Here is a 23,409-nt window from a genome sequence, read left to right as displayed (position 1 = left end):
GGTTAGCTGGCCTCCTTAAGTGGTTTGGCATATTCCAAATTAATCCGATGAGTGTAGGCTGGAACAGTTATTGCTTCTCTTTTATTTACTGTTACGGCGACACCCCAGTCATCCATGAGATCCACCAAGCCACCCTTAATAATCAGGGCACTTTCCAATTGACCAGGGGCACCAATGGCTAAAATCGAATAGGGAGCAGATATTCTTGTAAGATTAACGTCAATAAAGGCTCCCGCCAGCCGAATCTCAGAGGTAGAGATGATACGTTGACCATTAATGGCCAAAGCTTCCGCCCCGGCAGCCCTCAGCTCGTTAATGACTCGCAGCAGGTCTTCATCCCTTACGGTAAAAAGATTTTCCCCGGTCTGATCTTCTTCTCTGGTAACGGGAGCAAGGTTAACTTCAACACCAGGGCCCTGCATTTTAGTCATCCCCGCAAGCTGGCGAACCTTTTGTAATTCCTCATGAACAGCTTGAGAGGCCTGGGGTCGGCCCTTTTCTGCCTGAGCTAATTTTTGCTCTAAATCCTGGGCTTCTTCCAGAAGGGTAATATATTCTCTGTCTAATTGTTTTAGCTCTGTGGTCAGGAGTTGAACCCGGTCTATGGATACCCCGGAATCTACCCTGCCAGCGGTTCTAAATTGAAATGCAACCATAAAACCTAATATCACAGAAACTAAAAGGATGGATGCATATAATGTTTTTTTCATCATACCACCTACTCTTGAATAGATTTAGCATGCTCAAAGGTGGTAGGGCCTGTATATTCTGCAATTTCTAGGTTATCCTTTTTACGCACGTCCACTTGTATCCCCCAAAATTTAAGTTGATCCACCACGCCACCCTTCATAAAAAGCGAGCTCTCTAAAGTTTTTGGGTTGCCTATGGCTGTAATGGTAAAAGGTGCAGACAGCCTTTTGTTTTTATTGGTCAGAATCGTTGGGCCAATACACCTTATCTCACTGGTGGCCGTTAACCTTAGCCCGTTTAAGGCAATGGCTTCGGCTCCCGCGGCCTTTAGTTCATTAAGAACCTTTAGCACATCTTCATCGTGCAGTACATAAAAATTTGGATCCTGTCCCGGAGCCAAGGGCACATCACTATCATTTAGGGTAACCTCCACGCCGGGACCCGCGACAGCCTTGATGCCGGCTATGATGCGGTAGGTTTCCAATTCAGAACGTATGACATCCGAATTGATCGTGGCTTTATTGTCTAGCTTGTCCCTTAATTCCTTAACTCTCTTTTGCAAGAGAAGCCGATCTTCTCTTTTCTCCTTTATTTCATTGGACAGGGCCTGTACCCTGGCAATGGGGGGTGTTTCATTAATATCTTTATAGGAGCGATATTGCATTGTCAGCATTAACCCAAGGACAATGCCAACTAATATAAGGCCCCATTGGTATTCTTTTAGTTTCATTGCCGGCCCTCCTGCGGCTCTTTTAAGTACTTTACCACAGGTACCCGTGGGTTTGATAGATCAATATATTGAATTTTATTATCCGATTGTTGCAGTGTGGCTAATACCTGCTGAAAAACAATCCCTTTATACTCAATATCCTTCATTAAACCCAATCTGCCCTGAACACCGTCAATGGTGTAAATGGTAATTTGTCCAGCCTTATTGAAATTTAGCTCGGATAGCTTCATGATAATCGGTCGGGGTAACTGGGAGAGAACTTTTAAAGCTGCAGGTAGGTACTCTGACTCAATGACCTTGCCCGGTCCCTTGAGTTGGATAGCTAAACCTGTAATAATCGGCAAGGCTGAGGCAATTTGGCCCCTCTGCAAGTATACCCCATCTGCATCTACTTTAATAAAACCATTTTCTACTGGAATTAAGGCCACCGCATTCCGTTCTTCAACTTCAATAATGACTTTATTGGGCAAGGCACGTTTCATTTCTACACCCTTAATAAAGGGTACAAGCCCTAATCTTTCTTCGCTGGCGGATAGGTTAACCTTAAAAATATTAAGACCATTCTGCAGTCCAGAGTAACGAATAATATCTTCTTTCTTTAGTTGTCGGTTGCCATTAACAACAACTGTTTTAATTTCAAACAAAGGTGATTGCAGTAATACATATATGGCAACGGTAACCAGCAAAATAAAAAAAACACTTTGTATTAAGTGGTTATTTTTCTGAGGGGTACCTGACCGAGGTCGATACACATTGCCACTCCTTGCTTTTATTTACACTTGTTTTTTACATTATAACGAAGAGTATGATACTTGTCCAAGACAAAACTAAAAAAAGAGTCATTAACTATTGACTCTTATAATACGTGCTCCCAGTGAATTATATTTTATTTCTATTCTTTCATAGCCGCGATCAATATGTGAGATATTACTTAATACGGTACCATTTTCCCCGGCCAAAGCCGCCAATATTAAGGCTGCCCCCGCTCTCAAATCGGTGGCCTCAACACAGGCACCTGTTAATCTCTTTACTCCTTTTACCACCGCTGTATGGCCTTCTAAATATATATCGGCCCCCATTCTACGAAATTCTGGGACATGTTTAAATCTATTTTCAAAAATAGTCTCTGTAATTACACTGGTCCCATCGGCAATGCTTAGTAAAGCCATCATTTGGGATTGCATATCGGTGGGGAAGCCGGGATAGGGCATGGTTTTAATGTCCACTGCTTTTAGTTGCCCGGTACCCTGAACACGCACCCAATCGTCTCCCACGTCCACCTGAACGCCTACTTCTTTTAATTTATAGATAACCGGGTCCAGATGTTCTGGTATGATATTGGTCACCGTAACATCACCTTGGGTAATGGCTGCGGCAATCATGTGGGTGCCTGCTTCAATACGATCCGGAATGACGGTATGGGTAACGGATCCTAATTCTTTCACCCCTTCAATGCGAATAACATCTGTACCGGCACCGACAATTTTTGCCCCCAGGGCATTGAGGAAATTTTGCAAATCCACAATCTCCGGCTCTTTGGCCGCGTTTCTAAGCACGGTGGTTCCTTCGGCCAATACCCCGGCCATCATCATATTTTCCGTTGCACCTACACTGGGCACATCAAAATGCACAACCGTTCCAGTTAACTGACTGGCATCTGCTGAGATATAACCAAATTTTTCTGTTATGTTGGCCTTCAAAGCATTTAGCCCCTTGAAATGAAGGTTCATGGGGCGAGAACCAATGTTACAGCCACCGGGGTGGGAAATCTTAACATGACCGAACCTACCCAGCAGGGGGCCTAAAACAAGGTTCGATGCCCTCATCTTCCTCATTATATCCTCTGAGATTTCCTGTGGCTGCACCTTAGAACCATCCACTGTCATGGTATTTCCTTCAAAGGTTACCTTGGCACCAAGATAGGCAAGCAGTTCCTGCATAACAAAAACATCCTTTAGCCTTGGCACCTGATGAATTGTACAAACTCCGCCAGTTAACAAAGTTGCTGCTAGAATTGGTAAAGATGCATTTTTTGATCCGTTAGCTTTAATGCTTCCCTTTAGGCGGTTCCCTCCTACAATTACGAATTTCTCCATTTTATTGTCACCTCGCCTAATCTTCTCCCAACACTCTTACTTCCAGATGCAGCAAAACACCGAAACGTTTCTGCACCACCTGTTTGATTTTATCGATTAGGTCAAGCACATCCTTAGCTGTAGCATTACCCAAATTCAGTATCCAATTAGCATGTTTTGTTGATATTTCAGCATCGCCGATGCGCAGTCCCTTACAACCGCAGGCTTCAATCAGCCTGCCGGCATGATCCCCCTGAGGGTTTTTAAATACACTTCCGGCATTGGGATAACCCTGGGGTTGGGCTATTTTTCGTTTAGCCAGATATTCCTTGGTTTCTCGTTCAATTTGCCACTGCTCCTTGGCATAACCCTGCCAAAGGGTTTCCACACAAATAAGACCCTGGTTTTGTAAGCTGCTGGTGCGATAGGCAAAATCAAGTTCCTCTTTTTTTAGTACAACCAGTTTATTGTTGTGATTGACCACTTCCACCTCAACTAAAACATCCGCTGCACAACCATTGATAGCCCCGGCATTCATGACGACGGCACCACCCAGGGAACCTGGAATACCCGCAGCAAATTCAAAGCCACCCAAACCATTTTTACGTGCCACCGCCGCCAGCTCTGGCAGCATCGCACCGGCACCGGCTCGAATACGATTGCCATTAACAGAAAGGTTTGCCATCCCCCGCCCGATTTTGATAACCAAGCCCCTAATGCCGCCATCCTTAATTAAAAGATTCGAGCCATTGCCAATGACGGTAAAGGGAACCGCCCTCTCCCTTGCAAACTCCACCGCCTGACGAATATCCCCCTTATCACTGGGATCCAAAAAAACATCTGCATTGCCACCAATTTTCCAAGTGGTGTGCTTTCTCATCGACTCATTTATTCGGATGCTGCCCCGGACCAGTGACTGAAGTTCACCTGCCAGTGAAGTATAGTTCATGTCTACTTTTCCCCCAGTCTCTTTATCAGTTCCCTTCCCAGTGTGCAGACATCTCCGGCACCCATTGTTAATACTAGATCACCACTGTTGGTATTGGTTACTAAATAATCTGCCGCATCCTTTAAGGTTGGCAAATAAAAAACCTGCTGCCCTTCCCGTGGAGGAATATTATCTATAATCAATTTTGTATCAACACCTTCAATGGGCTGTTCACTGGCGGCATAAATATCCGTTAAAATAATCAAATCCGCATGATTAAAGGATTGGCCAAACTCCCTATAAAGTTGCCTGGTACGAGTATACCGATGTGGTTGAAAAACCGCAACAATTCTTCCGGGATGTGAAGTTCTAGCAGCTTGTAGGGTTGCTTTTATTTCTGTGGGGTGATGGGCGTAATCATCAACAACCTTAATGTCATCGGCTACCCCAATTAATTGAAAACGTCTTTTCGCCCCTTTAAACCGCCTCAGGTTCGCAGCTATTTCACCAAAACCCAGGTTAAAATAACGTCCAACGGCCACAGCCGCCATTGCATTTAGCAGGTTATGATACCCAGGCACCAATAATTCCAAATTGCCCAGACTTTCCCCCTGGTAATAGACTCTTCCCTCATTTATCCCGTTCTCCGTTGATAAGACCTCTATTTGATAATCCGCCCCTGAACCCAAGGAGCCATAGGTCACAACCTGGCATGACAGACCCGTTACAATCCCTCTTATGATTGGGTCATCCAGACAAACAACAGCTAGCCCTTGGGCAGGTATCTGCTCTAAAAATTGCCGAAAGGCCTTGATAATATTTTCTTTTGTGCCGTAATAGTCCAGGTGATCATCCTCTATGTTCGTAACAATGGCTATTCTAGGATCCAATAACAAAAAGGACCCATCGCTCTCATCGGCCTCTGCCACAAAGTAATCGCCCCTACCTAGTTTGGCATTCCCGCCAATGTTGCTTAAATCACCTCCAATGACGATGGTAGGGTCAAGTCCGTTTTCCTCCAAGACTAAGGCTGTCATCGATGTGGTGGTTGTTTTTCCATGGGCCCCGGCCACTGCAATTCCCTTTTTTTCCCTCATTAGTCTGGCAAGCATTTCACCCCGTCTAACAAGGGGGATGCCAAGTTTTTGTGCCTCTCTTATTTCTGGGTTAGTGTCCGAAATAGCTGTGGAAAAAACTACCGTATCCATCTCTTTGTTTATATTTTCGGCAATATGACCAATACTGCATTTTGCTCCCATTGCTTCTAAACGGTCAATCACCGTAGAATGTTTAATGTCCGAACCAGACACCTGGTAGTTGCCCATCCCTAACAATACCGTAGCAATGCCACTCATCCCAGCACCGCCAATACCGATGAAATGAATCCTTTTCTGATCTCCCCGCAATTGCTTCACTCCTTCCCGAAACAAGACTACTCCTTGGGGTGACTTTACCCCTGCGAGGGTTACTTTTCCCTTGTGGAGCGTTTCTGTAAGCCATACTATGCAGTTTCTTCGGGAGGTGTTACTGACCCGTCCCTGCCCTTCCTATCACCGATTCCTGCGTAGATTTACTAGGCTTGTCCTGTTTCATTGTAAAATATATACCAGCCATGGGCCTTGGGCTTTTGTGCATGTTTTGCTTGAGGGTCTTTAGCTCATGGCATGTTGCTTTTCCCCATGCCTCATGGCCCACAGCCCCAAAAGGCTGGTTGCTTATTTCGTCAATATTTTTTCCACGCACTTTATAATATCACTAAGTGCCTCGGGGCGTCCCAATTTTCCGCTGGCTTGGGACATATTTTTTAACTTTTCCCTGTTTTGTAGAATATCCTCAATGGCTTGCACGAGCCTTGGGCCGGTAAGCTCTGAATCCTTGATCAGCACCGCCGCTCCACGGTCCACCAGTGCCCGAGCATTGTGTTCCTGGTGATTTTCCGAAGCATAGGGATAGGGAATTAAAATTGACGGCAGTCCAAGGATGGTAAGTTCTGCTAGGGTTGCTGCCCCCGCACGACTGACGATAAGATCTGCCGCGGCCAATGCTTCATGCATATTATATAAATAGGGTTTAATTATAATATTTCCATATTGTCCCACATCAATACCATTGTTAATTAATTCCTGAATAAATTCCTCATAACCAACTTGCCCTGTGGCATGGAGGATTTGCAATCGATTGTCCCGACCAAATTTTTTAATCGTTTCCAGCATGGCCTGGTTTATTCTACGGGCACCCCTGCTGCCACCAAAAACTAAAAGTGTCAGCCGATCCTCCTTTAAGCCAAAGGAGTTTAAGGCCTGCTTTTTATCAGCCTGTAATATCTCTGGGCGAACCGGCAGACCCGTCAGGGTAATGTTCCTCTTAGAACCAAAGTATGGCAGGGAATCTTCAAAGGTAACATTAACCTGATCCACAAACTTAGCCAAAATCCGATTTGTGATACCTGGAAAAGCATTCTGCTCATGAATGAGAGTGGGGATACCTTTGCGAGCCGCAGCCATTACCACCGGACCACAAACATAGCCTCCGGTGCCAATGACCACATTTGGTTGAAAATCTTTGATGATCGCAGAGGCTTCCCGGTAGCCCTGATAAGCCCGCCAGAGTACTTTAAAATTTTCCACAGAAACCTTTCGTTGCAATCCAGAAACTGTAATCGCCCGAAAAGGGAAATGGGCCTTGGGCACAATATCAGCCTCAAGACCACGATTCGTTCCTACATAGAGTATCTGCGCTTCTGAAAAGCGGTTTTGCATGCCCCTGGCTATGGCCAGAGCAGGATAAATATGACCACCCGTACCGCCTCCGGTCATAATCACACGCAACAGTCTTCACCTCACCTTGGCGTTGTGTATTTCGATATATTTAAAATAATACCAATCCCCATCAGAGTAAATAAAAGCGATGTCCCGCCATAGCTTATAAAGGGCAGTGGTACACCGGTTACAGGCATCGAACCAGTGACTACACCCATATTTATTAAGCTTTGCAAAGCGATACCGCTGGTGATGCCGGCAGCCAATAAACTGCCAAAGGGATCTGGTGAAGTTACCGCGATTTTGAGGCCCCGCCAGACAAACGTAATAAAAAGCAAGACCACCAGGGAGGCACCAATAAAACCAAGTTCCTCTCCTACTATGGCAAAGATAAAATCAGTGTGGTTTTCCGGTAAATAGAGAAATTTTTGTTTACTTTGCCCCAATCCCATACCAAATAAACCACCGGAACCTAAAGCATAAAGGGACTGAATGATATGATAGCCGGTACCCTGAGGATCCTTCTCTGGATCCAAAAAGGCTAGAAAACGCTGCATTCGATAGGGTTCTAAGTAAATTGCAGCACAAACTGCCAGGACCCCCATCCCCATTAGCCCTCCCAGGTGAGCAATCCTTGCCCCAGCAGCAAAGAACATAATAAAAATGGTCCCGCACAACACCACAGCCGTTCCTAGGTCCGGCTGCAGCAATATCATTCCCGCGGCAAGGCCCATGATCATGAGGTAGGGGAGTAAACCCTCTTTAAAACTCTTAATTTTTTCTCCCTTTTTGGAAAGACCAAAGGCTACAAACATAATTAAGCAAATCTTAACTAACTCTGCGGGGGCGAAATCCATAAAACCAAGATCAATCCAGCGACGTGAGCCGTTGACCTCCTTACCGATAACAGGCATTAGGACAGCCAGTAAAAGAATAAAACCCAGGCAAACGATGGGACCAATCCAGCGTTTTAGGCGGTAGTAATCAAAATGCATCATAAAAAACATGGCCGCCAGACCTAATAATGCCCATAATAGCTGTCTCTTAAAGAAATAGAAACTGTCTCCGTAGCGTACCATCGTAACATACTCACTGGCAGAAAAGACCATCACAAGTCCCACGGACAATAACATCAGTACCGTTAGGAAAAGCATAAAATCCGGTGCTCTCTTCTTTAGACGCATTCATTTCCTCCCCCCTCGCCATCGGCCATTAAAAGGTTATTCCTTTTCCTGCATCCCTAACACAAGTTCTTTAAATAAATTGCCTCGTTCTTCAAAGTTTCTAAACATATCCCAACTGGTACAGGCCGGTGATAACAACACTATTTCCCCCGGTTTCGCCTGTTTCCCAGCCAATTCAACCGCTTGGGCATAGTTTTCCACAGCATAAATCTCATGAAAACCCTGTGCCCTGGCAGCCTCTTCAATTTGATAACCATGAACTCCCAGTGTAATTAAGACCCGCACCTTTTCTTTTATCTTTTTGGCAAAGTCCATAAAGGAAACCCCTTTATTCTTTCCACCGGCAATCAAGATAATGGGAGCTTCATAGGCCTCTAAAGCTTTAATGGCTGCGTCTGGGTTGGTTCCCTTGGAGTCATTAACATATTTCACACCATCAATGGTTGTGACATATTCTAACCGATGGGCAACACCGCCAAAATTACGCAAGGTGTTGGCAATATTCGTGGCACTAACCCCCAGGGCTGAGGCCGCGGCGGCGGCGGCCAGGGCATTCTCTAGGTTATGGGCACCAGGTATCCTTAGCGAAGTAACTTCGGTTATTATTTCGGCACCTTGATCCCGCGCCACAACAATTTGGCCATTCTGGATAAAGCTTCCTTTTTCTAAGATATGCCGGCGGCTAAAAAATATTACTTGTGATGGACAATCTTTTGCTAATTCCCTTAAAATGGGGTCGTCATAATTTAAGACAACATAATCCACGGCTCCTTGCTGCTTAAAGACCCTTGCCTTTGCCTTTATATATTCCTCCATGGAACCATGCCGATCTAAATGATCTGGCGTGATATTTAAAATCACTGCGACCCGGGGGGCAAATTGCTTCGTGGTTTCTAATTGAAAACTAGAAACTTCTGCCACTACCCGATCCTCTGCTGTAAAGTTTTCAATTTCACTGATCATAGGCAAACCAATATTTCCAGCCACTAAGGTTTTAAAACCCGCTTCCCGGAACAGTTGACCAATCAATGATGTGGTGGTGGTTTTGCCATTGGTGCCGGTAATGGCTACAATGGGTGCCTTAGCAAAGGCGTAGGCCAACTCCAATTCCCCGATAACTTCAATATCTGCTTCCTTTGCCTGAACCACCGGAGGTACCGTTAGGGGTACCCCTGGGCTCATCACCACTAGATCGTATTGATTTCTGGCCACTGGGGGATATTCTTGTAATATCAGTGTTACGCCAAGCTCCGAAAGCTCTTTCGCCGCCTGCCCAATTTGCTCACGGGATCTCGTATCTGTCAAGGTTACTCTGGCTTGTTTAGCAACCAAAAACCTACACACTGCCTGGCCGCTCAGGCCGGCACCCACCACTAAAATTCGTTTATTTGTTAGGTCCACATTCCAAACCCCTTTTATATTACCGATTGAATTTGCTTTATGCGTTACCAATTATTCAGCCACTTCCAAACATCCTGGGAGCCTAGTAAACCTACCAGAGAAAACATAAAACTTAATAACCAGAAATTCCGTACAACTTTTTTTTCAGACCAACCGGAAAGTTCAAAGTGATGATGCAAGGGACTCATCCGAAAAACACGTTTGCCAGTGGTTTTAAATGAGATCACCTGGATAATCACCGATAGAGTTTCCAGTACATAAAGTCCGCCAATTAATATGAGAAGCAGCTCATTACGTGTCACCACCGCTGCCGCTCCCAAAGCCCCACCTAAGGCCAGGGACCCTGTATCTCCCATAAATACTCTTGCCGGATGCCGATTATAAAATAAAAAACCCACACAACCGCCCACAACGGCTGCCAATACAATGGCTGTACCGATCTTGCCGGTAACGAAAGCCAAAATAGCAAAGGCGCCGGCTGTAAATACCGTAGCTCCTGCGGCGAGGCCATCCAAGCCATCTGTTAGGTTGACACCATTGCTGGTACCCAACAAAACAAATAAGGTTAAAGCAAAGAAGGGCCACCAACCGGGATCAAAGCTGATACCAGAAGAATAGGGAATGATGTAGTCTGTCCCACGACCCAGTTGAAAGACCGCAATCACAGACAAAACCGTAGCCAGAATTACCTGCCCTATAATTTTTTCCCTTGCCTTTAAGCCCAAATTTCGTTTTAACACCACTTTAATAAAATCATCCAGAAAGCCTATCAGACCGTACCCCAGGGTAACTGCCAAAACCACCAACCCCTCAGCCCGGCCTGGAACATTACTTTGCAGTAAAAACACCCCAACTACTGCTATGCCAATTAAAAACATCAGACCGCCCATGGTGGGGGTTCCTGTTTTGGCCATATGAGCCGAAGGCCCTTCGGCACGAATCGTCTGACCAAATTTTAATCTTTTCAGCAAGGGTATTGTAATGGGCCCCAGCAGCAGGGTAACCAATAAACTAATCCCGGCGGCCAGCCAGACCACTGTATAATCCATTTTGCTCCCCTTCCTTAAACTCTTGCCTTTTTAGTTTACTTCCATCATTGCCTTAACGATTTCTTCCATGTGCATACCTCTTGATCCCTTGATCAGTATGGTATCTCCAGCCCTGGCAAGACCCCCCAGTACTTCCACTGCCCTTGCGTTTTCCTCACACGGATAAATTTTCTCCTGGGCCAATCCCCCAGCTAAAGCACCTCTGGCAACCCACTCTGCCAGATTGCCTACCGTAACTAAGTAATCTACGGGGATAGCAGCAGCCGTCTCGCCAACCTCAAAGTGACCGGATTGTTCCATGTTGCCCAATTCATACATATTTCCCAACACAGCAATTTTACGCCCCTTGGCTGTCTCGGCCAAAACCCTAAGTGCCGCCTTGGTTGAAGAGGGGTTCGCGTTATAGGTATCATTAATGATGGTAAGACCCCTTCTTTGCAGGATTTCTAATCTGGAATGGGTCAGGGCTAACTTTTCTAAACCCTGGGCAATTTCTGTAAAATCTAGCCCCAACTGTAATCCTACGCCAATGGCAGCTAAACTGTTCATCACATTATGACTACCTGGAACAGGTAAGTAGATTTCTCCCTCACCGCCAGGATAGAACACCGTATAGCGAATCCCTGCTGCTTCGGGCCTTAGATTGGCGGCCCGCAAATCACCATCATTTCCCAGGGAATATAGCCAAACTTTTCCCTTACAGCCCTGGGCCAATTCCCTCAGGTAGGGACTATCTGCATTTAAAATGGCAAAACCCTCGGTTCCGATGTGGGCCAGCACTTCTGTCTTAGCTAGGGCAATGTTTTCTACCGAACCCAAAAGTTCCATATGTGACTCACCAATATGGGTAATCACTGCCCCGGTTGGTTTAGCAAGTTGAGCCAAAAAATCAATTTCCCCCCGCCCCCTCATGCCCATTTCAACCACCGCAGCCTGGTGGGTTTCATTCAGGTTGAGCAGGGTTAATGGAAGACCTAATTCGTTATTAAAATTGCCCTCGGTTTTTAAGGTTTTATAGCGGCTATTGAGTACCGCTGCAATCATATCCTTGGTGGAGGTTTTGCCGTTACTGCCGGTCACAGCCACCACCGGAATGTTCAGCCTGAAACGGTTATCACTGGCCAATTGTTGCAAGGCCTGTAAGGTATCCTTTACGAATACCATCGGGATATCCGGGTTGCTATCGACCCTGCTGCTAATCAACAAAGCACTGGCGCCCTGCTCGATGGCCTTTTGCACATAAGCATGGCCATCCACCCTTTGACCCAACAGGGCCACAAATAAATCACCCTTCTTTACCTTACGGCTATCGGTAGCAATACCTGTTAGGACTGCCCCAGGGTTTCCCTGCAGCAGATTCCCACCGGTAACCCGGGCAATCTCTTGTATGGAATAAGTAAGCATATGGCTACCTCCAATTTGAGAGGTGAGATGTGAGAAGTTGGATGTGAGATCTTGTTCTTATTCGGCTTTGCCAAATAACTTCTTAATCTAACTTCTAACCTCTCATCTCCCACCCCTTAAATTTGCTATCGCTCAGGATGACAAAAATTTTTCATTTTCTGCTGGTGCCGTTAACAGTGTAAAGCCCTTTTACTTTCTACTTTCCATCTTTCCAACTTTTTACTAGACCCATGGCCACAGCCATTTAGCGGGTGGCTTTCTTTTTAAGTGCTGCTGCGGCCTCTTCCCGATCATCAAAGGGGTATTTCGTGGTACCGATGATTTGATAATCTTCATGCCCCTTGCCGGCAATTACCACCACATCACCCTCCCGGGCCAGCTCAATGGCCTTATTAATGGCCTCACGGCGATCTTGCAATACCAAATATTTTTCCGGACTCATGACCCGGTTGACTCCCACTACCACATCGGCAAGAATTCTTTGCGGGTCCTCGGTGCGGGGGTTATCGGAGGTCACCACTGGGATATCGCTATAGCGGGCGGCGATTTCACCCATAATCGGGCGTTTGGTACGGTCTCGATCACCACCGCAGCCAAAGACAGTAATCAGCCTACCCTTGGTGATCTGTCTGGCAGTGGTTAGGATATTTTCTAAGCCATCCGGTGTATGGGCATAATCCACCACCACAGCAAAATTTTGACCCTGATCAACCAGTTCAAAACGACCGGCTACCCCAATGACATTCTCCAACGCAGCAATGACAATTTCACCGTCAAAGCCCAGTGCCATACCAGTGGTATAGGCTGCCAGTGAGTTATAGACATTAAAACGACCCGTTAGTTTTAAATGAAGCCGGTGCTGTCCCCAGGGACCGCTGATCACAAACTGAACCCCCTTGGCTGTGACCTGAATATCCTGAGCCCTCACATCGACCTCTTGGTTCATTCCGTAGGTATAAACTTTGCCCCGGCTACTTTTCTTTAGTTCCCCGGCAGCTGGGTCATCTCCATTAATTACGGCATATTGAATATCCTGGGCAAAGAGTATGGCCTTGGCCGCCAGATAGTTTTCCATGGTTTGGTGAAAATCTAAATGATCCTGGGTAAGGTTTGTAAAAACCGCCACCTGATAATGAACACCGGCCACTCGATTTAAGGCCAGGGCATGGGATGAAACCTCCATCGCCACCCCTTTGACCTCTTCCTCAACCATTTGAGCAAGAGTTTTCTGCAAATCTAAAGATTCCGGTGTGGTATTGGTAACTGGCAGGATCTTTTCGCCAATTAAATTGTGTATGGTGCCAATGACGCCGGGTTTGATGCCTGCCCTTTGCCAAATAGCTGCAATCAAATGGGTCGTGGTTGTTTTACCATTGGTACCCGTTACACCCACCATCGAAAGCCTTTGGGAAGGGTGCCCATAAAACTGATCTGCCAATAAAGCCAGAGACTTTCTACTGTCTGCCACTTTAATACCACTAATTCCTTCGGGTAATTCAACATCACTTTCATAAACCACAGCCACTGCTCCGGCCGTCACTGCCTTTTCAATATATTGATGTCCGTCGGTTTGGTAACCCTTTACAGCCACGAAAAGTGTCTTAGGGGATACCTGACGGGAGTCATAGCAAATGCCTTCAATATTTATTTCCTGATTTCCACTCAAAGAAACAACGGGAATTGCCTGCAGCAATTCTTTTAATATCAATACGAACCCCCCCAACCCTTTCATTATACTTCCTATTCTTTCCATTTGAGAATGATTTATGCCAATAACTGCCTTAAAAACCCTGACCCCCCGGTACGGGAGGCCAGGGTTTCCTTGGCCCTTATGGTTTATTGTCCGTTGGTGGTTTGAATTCAACCTTTACAACGCCACCCCTGAGTAATTTGACACCTGCCGCGGGGCTTTGGGTATTGGCTATGCCAGAACCTGTGGGTTCTAACTTCAAACCCAGACTTTCCAGTAAATTTCCTGCCTCTCGTATGGTCATGCCCTTTAAGTTAGGCACCGAAACCTGTTCACCTGCTTTTTCCTGGCCTCCTCCGGCGCCAGAAAGATCTAAAATAACGGTTGTTCCTGATAATACCAAGGCACCGCTTTCTGGGATTTGGCCATAAACTACCTTACCCTGGCCCCTTGTCTCAAAGGCAAGCCCCGCCTCCCTAAGGAGTTTTTGTGATTCATCGAGGGGTAAGTTCACTACATTCGGTACGATCACTTCAATCCGTTCTTCTTCAACTTCCCATGGATTGATCTTCGGTTTCGGTAAATCCTTTTGCTCAGGAACTCCCATGTAACGGAGAATATCCTTGGCTAAGGGTGAAAATACCGGCGCAGCCACTTGACTACCATAGTAGATGCCTCCCTGAGGTTCTGCAACCATGATGAGAACGGATATTTTCGGGTCATTCACCGGTGCAAAACCAGCAAAGGATGCCACATACTTGCCACTGGCATAACCGCCTCGCTCCGATACTACCTGGGCAGTACCTGTTTTTCCTGCAGCACGATAACCGTCCACAAAAGCATTCTTACCGCTGCCCTTCATCACAACATTCTCCAGTAGTTGACTGGTCACATTCGCCGTTTCTTGTGAGATTACCTGATGAACTTCCTGGGGTCCTATGTTTTTAATGACCTTCCCCTTCTGATCTTCAATTCTTTCCACAAGCTGTGGTTTCATTAATATACCGCCATTGGCCACCGCACTAATTGCCGTAATGAGTTGAATCGGTGTTACTGCAATGGACTGGCCAATAGACATGGTAGCAATGTTTAAATTCGTAGCATCCTTTTCGGGAATCATAATACCCCTTGCCTCTCCCGGCAACCCTAGTCCTGTGGATTGCCCGAAGCCATAGGCTCGAATATATTTATAAAATTTCTCTTTGCCCAGATCAAGTCCCACTTGAATAAAACCTGGGTTGCAGGAGTTTTGTACCACTTCTTCAAAGCTCTGGCTGCCATGTCCTTCTACTTTCCAACAGCGTATTTTTCGATCAGCCACTTGGTAAAACCCCGGATCATAAAAGCGGTCACCGACCTTAACGGTATTTTCCTCCAAGGCCGAGGAAGCAGTAATAATCTTAAAGGTTGAACCAGGTTCATAGTTATACCATACCGCTGGGTTGCGGTCCCAGACACTTTGAGGTACTTCACGCCATTTATTTGGGTTAAAGGTAGGTCGATTACCCAGAGCCAATATTTTACCGGTCTTGGGTTCCATAACAATAATTACTGCCATCTTAGGGTTATAGGTAGCTACAATCTTGTCTAATTCCCTCTCCACAAAGTGCTGAATGGTCTGATCCAGGGTCAAGACCAGATTATTTCCTTGGGTTGGCGAAATATATTGGTGCAGTGCCTGGGGAATTTCCCGCCCCGCAGCATCATGCTCAATAACAATCCTGCCAGGTATCCCTTTGAGCTCCTCTTCAAAGGCCGCTTCCATTCCCATTAATCCCTGGTTATCCGTGCCAGTAAAGCCCAGGATATGGGGAGCCAGCGTTTCCTGTTTATAATAACGGCGACTCTCCTCAGCAAAGCCAATGCCTTCTATTTTAAGATCCTTAATTTTTTGGGAAGCTTCAAAATCTACTTTTCTTTTAATCCATTCAAAACGGGATTTTTTGGTAATTATTTTTTTAACCTGCTCAACATCCATGCCTAGCAGGGGGGCAATTTGGGATGCAACCTGATCCGGTTTTTCAATATGATTAGGAATCGCATAAATGGAATCCGCGCTAACACTGGTCACCAGTTCATTTCCATTGCGATCCATGATACTGCCCCGTTTCGCCTCCACAGGTACATCTCGCATCCGGTTAATGATCCCTTCTTGTCTCAGTTCATCCCCCCGTACAAATTGAATCCAGGCAAGACGAAAAATTATCAAGGATAAGAAAGCAACGGCCATTAGAAAAAGACAGGTAACCCTCCTACGTACAAGAATGTTTGTTGTTTTCACCCTGATTCCTCCCCGCAGGCCGAAGGGTTATCGCCCCCTAAGTTACTTTTTTATGTCTCTTACCAAATCAAAAAAGGCCTCAATAACAGGACTTTTCCCCTTTTCTATCTTGTCACCATTGTCCCTTTCACCGACAGCTTTTGTCGTCGCTGCTTGAGGTTCTTCTAGATTGGCGGCTTTTGGTGCCGTTTCTTCGGGGTTCTTAGGTAAGGCGGCAACCAGAACCACTTCGCCGGTGTCTGGTTTTACCATCCCAAGCTTCGTGGTAGCAATGGCCTCAATTCGTTGTAAAGACATTAATTGGTTAGCTTGTGTTTCCAGATATTCCTGCTCAGCCTGCAATTTAGACAATTCTTTTTGAAGTTTGCTAATTTCATAGCCTAGTTCCGCAATCTGGGAATAATAATAGGCTATGGTAACGCCGGTAACAAACAATGCTATAACACAGCAGATAACAAGGGCCTTTCCCCTGCGTATCGCTCGTTTGGAAAACCTTTGGCTGGCTTTTTTGTTCTCATATTGTCTTTCCTCTGGCAGTGAGTAGATAAATTTTTCCTGTACTACACTCAAGCTTATGCACCTTCCATCCACCCTAGAACTTAATGGATTAAATATTTAGCTTTTCAGCTATTCTTAGCTTTGCACTGCGTGCCCGGGGATTGACTGTTAATTCTTCTTGACTGGGTTCGATGGGCTTACCCGTTATTATTTTGATTTGGGATTTTTTACCACATGCACAAACCGGAAATGCCGGCGGACAGGTACAGGGATTCGCCAATTCCTTAAAGGTTTCTTTAATCATTCGATCTTCTAAGGAATGAAAGGTAATAACACTGATCCTGCCGCCGGGCTTAAGGGCTGTAACAGCATCCTTCATGGCTTTTTCCAATATGCCTAATTCATTATTAACGGCAATTCGCAGGGCCTGAAAGGTTCGCTTAGCCGGATGCGGCCCCTCTCTTCTGGCACCGGCAGGAATGGCTGCCTTAATGACAGTCACTAGTTCTCCGGTGGTGTTAATTGGTTTATTTTTTCTTTCCCTGACAATAAAAGAGGCAATCCTTTTTGCCCAACGTTCTTCACCATATTTACGAATAATGGTTGTTAATTCTTCCTCAGATAGACCATTAACCAATTCCTTGGCGTCCGTAGGTTGATCGGGTCCCATCCGCATATCCAATTCCGCATCGTGCATGTAGCTAAACCCACGCTCTGGTGTATCCAATTGGTAGGAAGAAACCCCCAGATCAAACAAGAAACCGTCCACTAAATCCATTTCCATTTCTTGCAGCACTTGCTTTAATTGGTAAAAATTACTTTTTACTGCATAAAACTGACCAGCAAATCCCTGAAGTTTTTCAACAGCATTAGCAATGGCTGCCGGATCTTGATCAATCCCTATCAGTTTTCCTGCCGGTCCTAATCGTTTTAATATTTCTAAACTATGTCCCGCACCACCTAGGGTACAATCTACATAAATACCCTGAGGATTTATCTTTAACCCTTCGATTGACTCGTTTAACAATACAGAAACATGTTTAAATTCCATTTTTATGGTTTAACCCCGTTTGATTTCGTTTTTAATAGTTTATCCAGACCCTATCAATTATAAAAATCTATTGATTAAAGTAGATCCACAAGGTTTTCGGCCAGTTGCTCAAAGGAAGCTGCGGCCTTGGCATTATAGTTCTCCCATTCCTCTTTGGACCAAATTTCTACCCGGTTGGATACTCCCACCACCATGGTTTCCTTATCTAATTTGGCATATTCACGCAAATTATTAGGCAACAAAATACGCCCCTGCTTGTCTACATCACATTCAGTGGCTCCGGAAAAGAAAAAACGTACAAAGGCCCGGGCATCTGCCCTGGTAAAGGGCAGTGACTTAAGTTTCTGTTCAACCTCCGACCATTCTTGCTGAGGGTAAACAAAAAGACAGTTGTCCAATCCCTTGGTGACAATGAACCGGTCGCCCAGGCCTTCACGGAAGCGGGCAGGGATTATAAGACGACCCTTTGGGTCGATATTGTGTTGGAATTCCCCCATGAACATGTTAGCTTGCACCACTCTCTGGGTATTTCCCACCACTTGTTACCACTTTACACCACTTTTAATTCGCTACACAGAAAATAAATCCCTTCTTTTTCCACGTAAATTTTATAACTTTATTGAAAAAGCCCCTGCCCACGGCTCATGGTCATTTTTAGGATAACAACAAAAGCACCACCGCCAATTGGGATGGTGCTTTGCAGGGATGCCTAATCCTTCTGTTTTGGTTTAGCCAAGTTTAACCATATTGCGCTGCCGCCCGGTAAAGGTCGCCACCTGGCGGTAGCCGATTTCTTTTAAAATAGCAATGGCTTGGTCTAGCCCATCCCCCACTTGCTCCGGCCTATGGGCATCGGACCCTAGGGTTATTGGTACCTCATATTCATAGCAAAGCTTTAAAAAGTCTGGTGAGGGATACAATTCAGCGCAGGGATAGCGCCACCCAGCCGTATTGACATCCACACAAAGGTTATTCTCCTTGATAACTTTAACGGTTTGCTGATACAGGTTATCGATAGGGACTTTGGGCCTAAAACCAAATTTTTTAATTAAATCAGGATGGCCAATGATGTCAAATAAACCGGAAGCAGCGGCCAATTGAACATGGTGAAAGTATTTCCGGTAGAGTTCGTAGATGTCGTGCTTTTTATATTCCTCTATTTTAGCCGGATCATCAAAGGCCCAATCATCAAGAAAATGTACCGAACCGAATGCATAGTCGAGGGGTAAGTCCAGCAGAATATTTTTTAACTTTTGTTCCTGTCCAGGAATAAAATCCGCCTCAATACCAAGTTTAATGGACAAATCCGGGTTTTCCCTGCCGGTTTGTTGAACCTCAGCAATATAAATAGGAAGTTCTTCATCCAAAGGAGCAAAACCAGGCTCCCTCTTCTCTTTAGGAAGCCAGTAAAGGGGTAAGTGTTCAGAAAAACCAAATTCTACAAAGCCCTTCCCCCTCGCCGCCGCCACATACTCAGCCACAGTCCCCACTGCATGTCCACAACGAAAGGTGTGAATATGGTAGTCTATTTTCATGGTTAACAATACACTCCTTAGGAGGAAATTTGGTTTATTATATAACCGATTTGCTCGCTAGCCATCCGCCTTCCTCTTTTTTTAAGAATACCATGCATCAACTGCAACAGCAAAGATTGAAAATTATATGTCAGCCTGAGCGTTAACGAAGGATCTTCGTTTTAACCTGCCAATGAAAGAAAACCCTTGCCAACGCTCAGGCTGACAAAGGTTTTTGACAACCCGAGTACCTATTTTAAAAAGCGGCTGCCTGAGGGCTGGTGGCTTTTCTCATCGGCAAACCCTTAAAATTTCCGGCAGTAATTGGCGGGTGGCCTGCTCCCCTTGATGAATGATATGTGGTATTTTTTGAAAATCCCAAGCACCAACTCCTTTAAACAAAGGCCTTATACGAACATCTGCATTCCCGTCCAGCACATGTTCCAGGGCTTCGGATCGAATAATATCCAAAGTTTGTTCCATTACCTCAATAACATTACGGGGTACCGTAGGTTCTTCCCCATCATTACCCAGATCCACAGCAACCACAACATCCGCCCCGAGCCCCTTTAATACCTGGGCAGGTACATTTTCCCGTAAACCACCATCCACCAAAAGGAAATTCAAAATCCTTTTTGGTTCATATATACCGGGTACCGCAGTACTGGCACGAACTGCTTCCCATACCGGCACCCCGCTGATAAGTACTTGATCCTCCCGGGAAGCTAGTTTTAAGCGATCCTGCCGACTAAGAAAAATTACCTTTTTGCCACTGGCTATATCAACAGAAGTTATGACCAACTGCAGGGGAACCTTTTCAAAAACCTTTTTCCCTAGCATCGACCGAATAAAGCGTTCTAGTTTTACCCCCTTCATTAGTCCCAAGGGAACCCTAAAAGGGTATGGCATTTTCAATGCGTTTAATAATAATTGAAAGGACATTGCAAAAAAACTTTCAACCGCTGCCAACTCATCAATAAACATGCCTGGTCTTAAACCTCGAACCATTTCGTCCAATTCCGAAACAGTCCAACCGGAAGCATATAAGGCTGCTACCATACTGCCAGCACTGGTCCCAGCAATCATATGGGGTTTTATTTTATTTTCTTCTAAAACTTTTAATACCCCAACATGAGCAGCGCCCAGCACAACCCCCCCGCCCAATGCTAGGCCAATTTTTTTTGCCATTTCAATCACCACCTATTTGACATCATTTTATGAAAAATAGCCTAAGGTGGTGAAGAATGGAGATTTTAAATAATCCCTAATTTTCAAACAAATATTGTCAAGTAAAATTCTCTAATGGACTTTGATGTTCTGGGGACAATATAAAATGATTCTAAAAAAATCAAACAGGGAGGTAATGAAATGGATATTCAAGGGATCAAACAACAAACCCCCGGTTCTAAAGGATGCCTATGGCATTGGGGAAACAATGTCACCCTGCCGCAACTAAGGTTAGGCCATATTCCCGAGGCAGAAAGACATCCCCTTACTCAAACAGCTAAATAGGAACAGCCTAAAAAGGGAGTGGCGACACTCCCTTTTTATCTTTTTACGGACAATATATATTAACCAAATCTTACTTTTTATAAGAGGGATTGACAACTGATTAGCTAAGGACTATACTAACTTTAGAAATGATAACCATTTTCATTTATATCCTGAATGCTACATGACAACTATTTTTTTAAATTGATGTTGATAATGATTCTTAAACTCAAGCAGAGGAGTTGATTGATATGACCCTTGACCGTGTAAAAAGAGGTCAGTCCTTTGTAATCAAAAACATTACGAATGAATTTATCCGATCCCAAGCTATCCGTTTTGGCATTGCTGAGGGCGAATGGCTGACATGTGAAGAAGTGGTTCCGGCTGGTCCCATTGTAATTCGCAAAAACCGCCAACAAATTGCCATGGGTCGTCAATTAGCCAAGGAAATTGATATTGATCTGAATTAGCCGTCAGCTCAAGAACCTGCTCCTACCCCCAAAAAAGGCCGGGTTGATGGCTAAATTAACTGTAATTAATCATGTAAAACCACCACAAAGGGTGTGGTATCGAATGAAGGAAAAGAGTAAAACAACATGCAATTTAACCAGGATTTGCCCCCGCTGTGGTTATCCCATGGAAATATTCACCCTGGTCTGCCCCCGCTGCCGCGAACCAATCCCCGGCGGTTGCTCGGGTAATTGCTCCAAATGTGGTACGAAAAAGTAAAGGTTAAGAGGAAACGGAGTGTCGCAAACCACTTTTTAGTGGGGAAGCGACACTTCTTTTTAATAGCCGTGAGCAGAAAGTTTAAAGTAGAAGGTCTTCACCGACATAGAATGATAATTTTGTGTCATCCTGAGCTGTAGCGGGGATCTTTTCTAGCATCGGAAGGCTGTCCCCAAGATTCTTCGCTACCGCCCAGGATGACAAGATTATTCTTCCTAAACAAAAAACACAGCCTTGTTCAGACTGTGCCATAAACTACTCCATCACCTTTTCTTTAATTACAACTTCCACCCGACGGTTTTGGGCTCTCCCCTCTGCCGTGGTGTTTTCTGCAATGGGTCGGTATTCTCCATAGCCCACGGCCACAAGTCTATGGGGACTCAATGATGGGTTTTCCAGGAGAATTTTCATACAATTGATAGCCCGTTTGGAACTAAGATCCCAGTTGGATTCAAACTCCCTGGTATTGATGGGTTGGTTATCGGTATGGCCAGAAACCAGAATTTCGTATTTGGGATACTGTTGCAAAATATCGGATATTGCCACCATAATATTCCGGGACTGTGGCTTTACCACGGCACTGCCGGAGTCAAACAGGGCACGATCCCTAATGGTTAAAACAAGGGAAGTTTTGGTAATATTTGTTTCAATCTCCGCGCCCATCTGGTTTTCTTGAATATATTGATCCATTTGCCTTTTTAATTGCTGTAATTCGACAATGGTGTCCTGGGAAATCTGATTTTTATCAATCAATTGTTCTGACATGTTTTTAGAATCCATAATCCCCGCCCCGCTGTTTAAGGCAGCATTTAAAGACTCCTTCATGGCATTAAACTTATGATTATCCACCGTACTGGAAGCAAATAATACAATAAATAACGCCAGTAGCAGTGTTAAGATATCGGCATAAGGAACCAACCAGCTTTCATCCATGTGTTCCTCATGCTGTTCCCTGCGTTTCTTGGACATTATTTTCCTCCCTCTCAGCTCTCCGTTCGGACACAGGCAGGTAGACCAGGAGCATTTGTTCGATAGCCATGGGAGATTTGCCAGCCTGAATGGCCAGAACCCCTTCCACAATCATTTGCTTAATTTCGATTTCTTTTCTGGATATGCGCTTTAGCTTGTTGGCAATGGGGTGCCATAAAACATAACCAGTAAAGATACCTAATAGAGTAGCCACAAAGGCCGCAGCAATGGAGTGGCCAAGTTTTTCAATATCTGATAAATTACCTAGGGCTGCAATAAGACCTACCACTGCACCCAAAACCCCTAGGGTAGGTGCATAGGTACCGGCCTGGGTGAAAATAAGTGCCCCCACTCTGTGTCTTTCTTCGGTGGCATAGATTTCTTCCTCCAGCAGCAACTTCACATATTCCGCATCCCCACCATCGATCACCAATTGCATGCCATTTCTAATAAAAGGATCTTCAATACTTTCTAAATGACTTTCCAAGAACAGCAAACCTTCCCGCCGGGCAATGGTGGCCAGGGCCATAAAGCTATGAATTACCTCTCTTTTGGATGTAATCTGGGGTTCTTTAAAGATAATCTTAACCAGTTTAGGAACCTTTTTCAGTTCATCCATAGGGAAAGCATTTAAAACGGCGGCGGCAGTCCCAACTACAATAATCATAATGGCAGCAGGGTTCCAGAGGGCCATCAGACTGGCCCCCTTTAGAACCATACCTGTTCCGACAGCCAAAAAACCTAATGTTAGACCGATAACCGTTGATTTTTCCACTTTCTCACACCTCATTAACTATTACAGGCCCCAGAATTTCTAGAGCTGCGTCATTAGCAAATTAAATCTGCCTATTTGTCCAGGCAGATTTATCTTTGGGAGATTAAATTCACCATCAAGCAAAGAATTTCCTTCTATAATGTATAAGTTACTTTATGTATAAGTTACTTTTTACCTTCAATCAGGGGTTA

General features: G+C 45.0%; 23 protein-coding genes. 3 read left to right on the top strand and 20 right to left on the bottom strand.

The window, feature by feature from the left end; all coding sequences use genetic code 11:
- Positions 1 to 2: 2 nt before the first annotated feature.
- From V6C11_RS08020 to V6C11_RS07935, 18 genes are all read right to left on the bottom strand, one after another.
- Complete coding sequence (locus tag V6C11_RS08020) at positions 3 to 710, bottom strand: DUF881 domain-containing protein (RefSeq protein WP_333530619.1); 708 nt, start codon at positions 708 to 710, stop codon at positions 3 to 5.
- 8 nt (positions 711 to 718) lie between these two features.
- On the bottom strand, positions 719 to 1,420 hold the full coding sequence (locus tag V6C11_RS08015; RefSeq protein ID WP_333530618.1) for a DUF881 domain-containing protein: 702 nt from the start codon (positions 1,418 to 1,420) through the stop codon (positions 719 to 721).
- On the bottom strand, positions 1,417 to 2,172 hold the full coding sequence (locus V6C11_RS08010; RefSeq protein WP_333530617.1) for a cell division protein FtsQ/DivIB: 756 nt from the start codon (positions 2,170 to 2,172) through the stop codon (positions 1,417 to 1,419). Before V6C11_RS08010 ends, V6C11_RS08015 begins: the two co-directional genes overlap by 4 nt.
- A 90-nt stretch (positions 2,173 to 2,262) precedes the next feature.
- Positions 2,263 to 3,516 carry a UDP-N-acetylglucosamine 1-carboxyvinyltransferase gene (gene murA / locus V6C11_RS08005; RefSeq protein ID WP_333530616.1) on the bottom strand — a complete coding sequence of 418 codons (1,254 nt, stop codon included), beginning with the start codon at positions 3,514 to 3,516 and terminating at the stop codon, positions 2,263 to 2,265.
- Between the two features lie 16 nt (positions 3,517 to 3,532).
- Positions 3,533 to 4,444 (bottom strand): UDP-N-acetylmuramate dehydrogenase, encoded by a 912-nt coding sequence (gene murB / locus V6C11_RS08000; RefSeq protein WP_333530615.1) that lies wholly within the window; start codon positions 4,442 to 4,444, stop codon positions 3,533 to 3,535.
- A gap of 2 nt (positions 4,445 to 4,446) precedes the next feature.
- Positions 4,447 to 5,829, bottom strand: a complete 1,383-nt coding sequence (gene murC, locus V6C11_RS07995; protein ID WP_333530614.1) for a UDP-N-acetylmuramate--L-alanine ligase — start codon at positions 5,827 to 5,829, stop codon at positions 4,447 to 4,449.
- A gap of 309 nt (positions 5,830 to 6,138) precedes the next feature.
- The gene (murG, locus tag V6C11_RS07990; RefSeq protein ID WP_333530613.1) at positions 6,139 to 7,251 is read right to left on the bottom strand and encodes an undecaprenyldiphospho-muramoylpentapeptide beta-N-acetylglucosaminyltransferase; all 1,113 of its coding nucleotides are present in this window, start codon (positions 7,249 to 7,251) and stop codon (positions 6,139 to 6,141) included.
- 11 nt (positions 7,252 to 7,262) lie between these two features.
- On the bottom strand, positions 7,263 to 8,366 hold the full coding sequence (spoVE, locus tag V6C11_RS07985; RefSeq protein ID WP_333530612.1) for a stage V sporulation protein E: 1,104 nt from the start codon (positions 8,364 to 8,366) through the stop codon (positions 7,263 to 7,265).
- A gap of 36 nt (positions 8,367 to 8,402) precedes the next feature.
- Positions 8,403 to 9,767 (bottom strand): UDP-N-acetylmuramoyl-L-alanine--D-glutamate ligase, encoded by a 1,365-nt coding sequence (gene murD / locus V6C11_RS07980; RefSeq protein ID WP_333530611.1) that lies wholly within the window; start codon positions 9,765 to 9,767, stop codon positions 8,403 to 8,405.
- A gap of 44 nt (positions 9,768 to 9,811) precedes the next feature.
- Positions 9,812 to 10,816: a phospho-N-acetylmuramoyl-pentapeptide-transferase gene (gene mraY / locus V6C11_RS07975; protein WP_333530610.1), complete on the bottom strand. Its 1,005-nt coding sequence runs from the start codon at positions 10,814 to 10,816 to the stop codon at positions 9,812 to 9,814.
- A gap of 30 nt (positions 10,817 to 10,846) precedes the next feature.
- On the bottom strand, positions 10,847 to 12,220 hold the full coding sequence (locus tag V6C11_RS07970; RefSeq protein WP_333530609.1) for a UDP-N-acetylmuramoyl-tripeptide--D-alanyl-D-alanine ligase: 1,374 nt from the start codon (positions 12,218 to 12,220) through the stop codon (positions 10,847 to 10,849).
- Between the two features lie 244 nt (positions 12,221 to 12,464).
- Positions 12,465 to 13,928 carry a UDP-N-acetylmuramoyl-L-alanyl-D-glutamate--2,6-diaminopimelate ligase gene (locus V6C11_RS07965; RefSeq protein ID WP_333530608.1) on the bottom strand — a complete coding sequence of 488 codons (1,464 nt, stop codon included), beginning with the start codon at positions 13,926 to 13,928 and terminating at the stop codon, positions 12,465 to 12,467.
- Between the two features lie 121 nt (positions 13,929 to 14,049).
- On the bottom strand, positions 14,050 to 16,191 hold the full coding sequence (locus V6C11_RS07960) for a stage V sporulation protein D (protein ID WP_333530607.1): 2,142 nt from the start codon (positions 16,189 to 16,191) through the stop codon (positions 14,050 to 14,052).
- Between the two features lie 42 nt (positions 16,192 to 16,233).
- A complete protein-coding gene (ftsL, locus tag V6C11_RS07955) occupies positions 16,234 to 16,761 on the bottom strand; it encodes a cell division protein FtsL (RefSeq protein WP_333530606.1) in 528 nt (175 codons plus the stop codon).
- A 37-nt stretch (positions 16,762 to 16,798) separates the two neighbouring features.
- A complete protein-coding gene (gene rsmH, locus V6C11_RS07950; RefSeq protein WP_333530605.1) occupies positions 16,799 to 17,740 on the bottom strand; it encodes a 16S rRNA (cytosine(1402)-N(4))-methyltransferase RsmH in 942 nt (313 codons plus the stop codon).
- 74 nt (positions 17,741 to 17,814) lie between these two features.
- Positions 17,815 to 18,243 (bottom strand): division/cell wall cluster transcriptional repressor MraZ, encoded by a 429-nt coding sequence (gene mraZ, locus V6C11_RS07945; RefSeq protein WP_333530628.1) that lies wholly within the window; start codon positions 18,241 to 18,243, stop codon positions 17,815 to 17,817.
- A 225-nt stretch (positions 18,244 to 18,468) separates the two neighbouring features.
- Positions 18,469 to 19,275: a histidinol-phosphatase gene (locus tag V6C11_RS07940; protein WP_333530604.1), complete on the bottom strand. Its 807-nt coding sequence runs from the start codon at positions 19,273 to 19,275 to the stop codon at positions 18,469 to 18,471.
- A gap of 270 nt (positions 19,276 to 19,545) precedes the next feature.
- Positions 19,546 to 20,442: a patatin-like phospholipase family protein gene (locus V6C11_RS07935; RefSeq protein ID WP_333530603.1), complete on the bottom strand. Its 897-nt coding sequence runs from the start codon at positions 20,440 to 20,442 to the stop codon at positions 19,546 to 19,548.
- A 180-nt stretch (positions 20,443 to 20,622) separates the two neighbouring features.
- On the opposite strand from V6C11_RS07935, the gene V6C11_RS07930 reads away from it, so the two are divergent.
- From V6C11_RS07930 to V6C11_RS07920, 3 genes are all read left to right on the top strand, one after another.
- Positions 20,623 to 20,766, top strand: coding sequence for a hypothetical protein (locus tag V6C11_RS07930; RefSeq protein WP_333530602.1), 144 nt, complete (start codon positions 20,623 to 20,625; stop codon positions 20,764 to 20,766).
- Positions 20,767 to 20,996: 230 nt separating this feature from the next.
- A complete protein-coding gene (locus V6C11_RS07925) occupies positions 20,997 to 21,215 on the top strand; it encodes a FeoA family protein (RefSeq protein ID WP_333530601.1) in 219 nt (72 codons plus the stop codon).
- A 103-nt stretch (positions 21,216 to 21,318) separates the two neighbouring features.
- Positions 21,319 to 21,474, top strand: coding sequence for a hypothetical protein (locus V6C11_RS07920; RefSeq protein WP_333530600.1), 156 nt, complete (start codon positions 21,319 to 21,321; stop codon positions 21,472 to 21,474).
- 255 nt (positions 21,475 to 21,729) lie between these two features.
- Here the strand turns inward: V6C11_RS07920 and V6C11_RS07915 are convergent, their stop codons facing one another.
- Both V6C11_RS07915 and motA read right to left on the bottom strand, forming a co-directional pair.
- Positions 21,730 to 22,443: a flagellar motor protein MotB gene (locus tag V6C11_RS07915; protein ID WP_333530599.1), complete on the bottom strand. Its 714-nt coding sequence runs from the start codon at positions 22,441 to 22,443 to the stop codon at positions 21,730 to 21,732.
- Positions 22,415 to 23,218 carry a flagellar motor stator protein MotA gene (gene motA / locus V6C11_RS07910; protein WP_333530598.1) on the bottom strand — a complete coding sequence of 268 codons (804 nt, stop codon included), beginning with the start codon at positions 23,216 to 23,218 and terminating at the stop codon, positions 22,415 to 22,417. Before motA ends, V6C11_RS07915 begins: the two co-directional genes overlap by 29 nt.
- Positions 23,219 to 23,409 lie beyond the last annotated feature (191 nt).

It is taken from the genome of Desulfotomaculum sp. 1211_IL3151 (assembly GCF_036763075.1).
Taxonomy (GTDB): Bacteria; Bacillota; Desulfotomaculia; order Desulfotomaculales; family Desulfotomaculaceae; genus Desulfotomaculum.
Note: the sequence above shows the minus strand (reverse complement) of the source record. Positions and strands in the feature narration are given on the sequence as shown.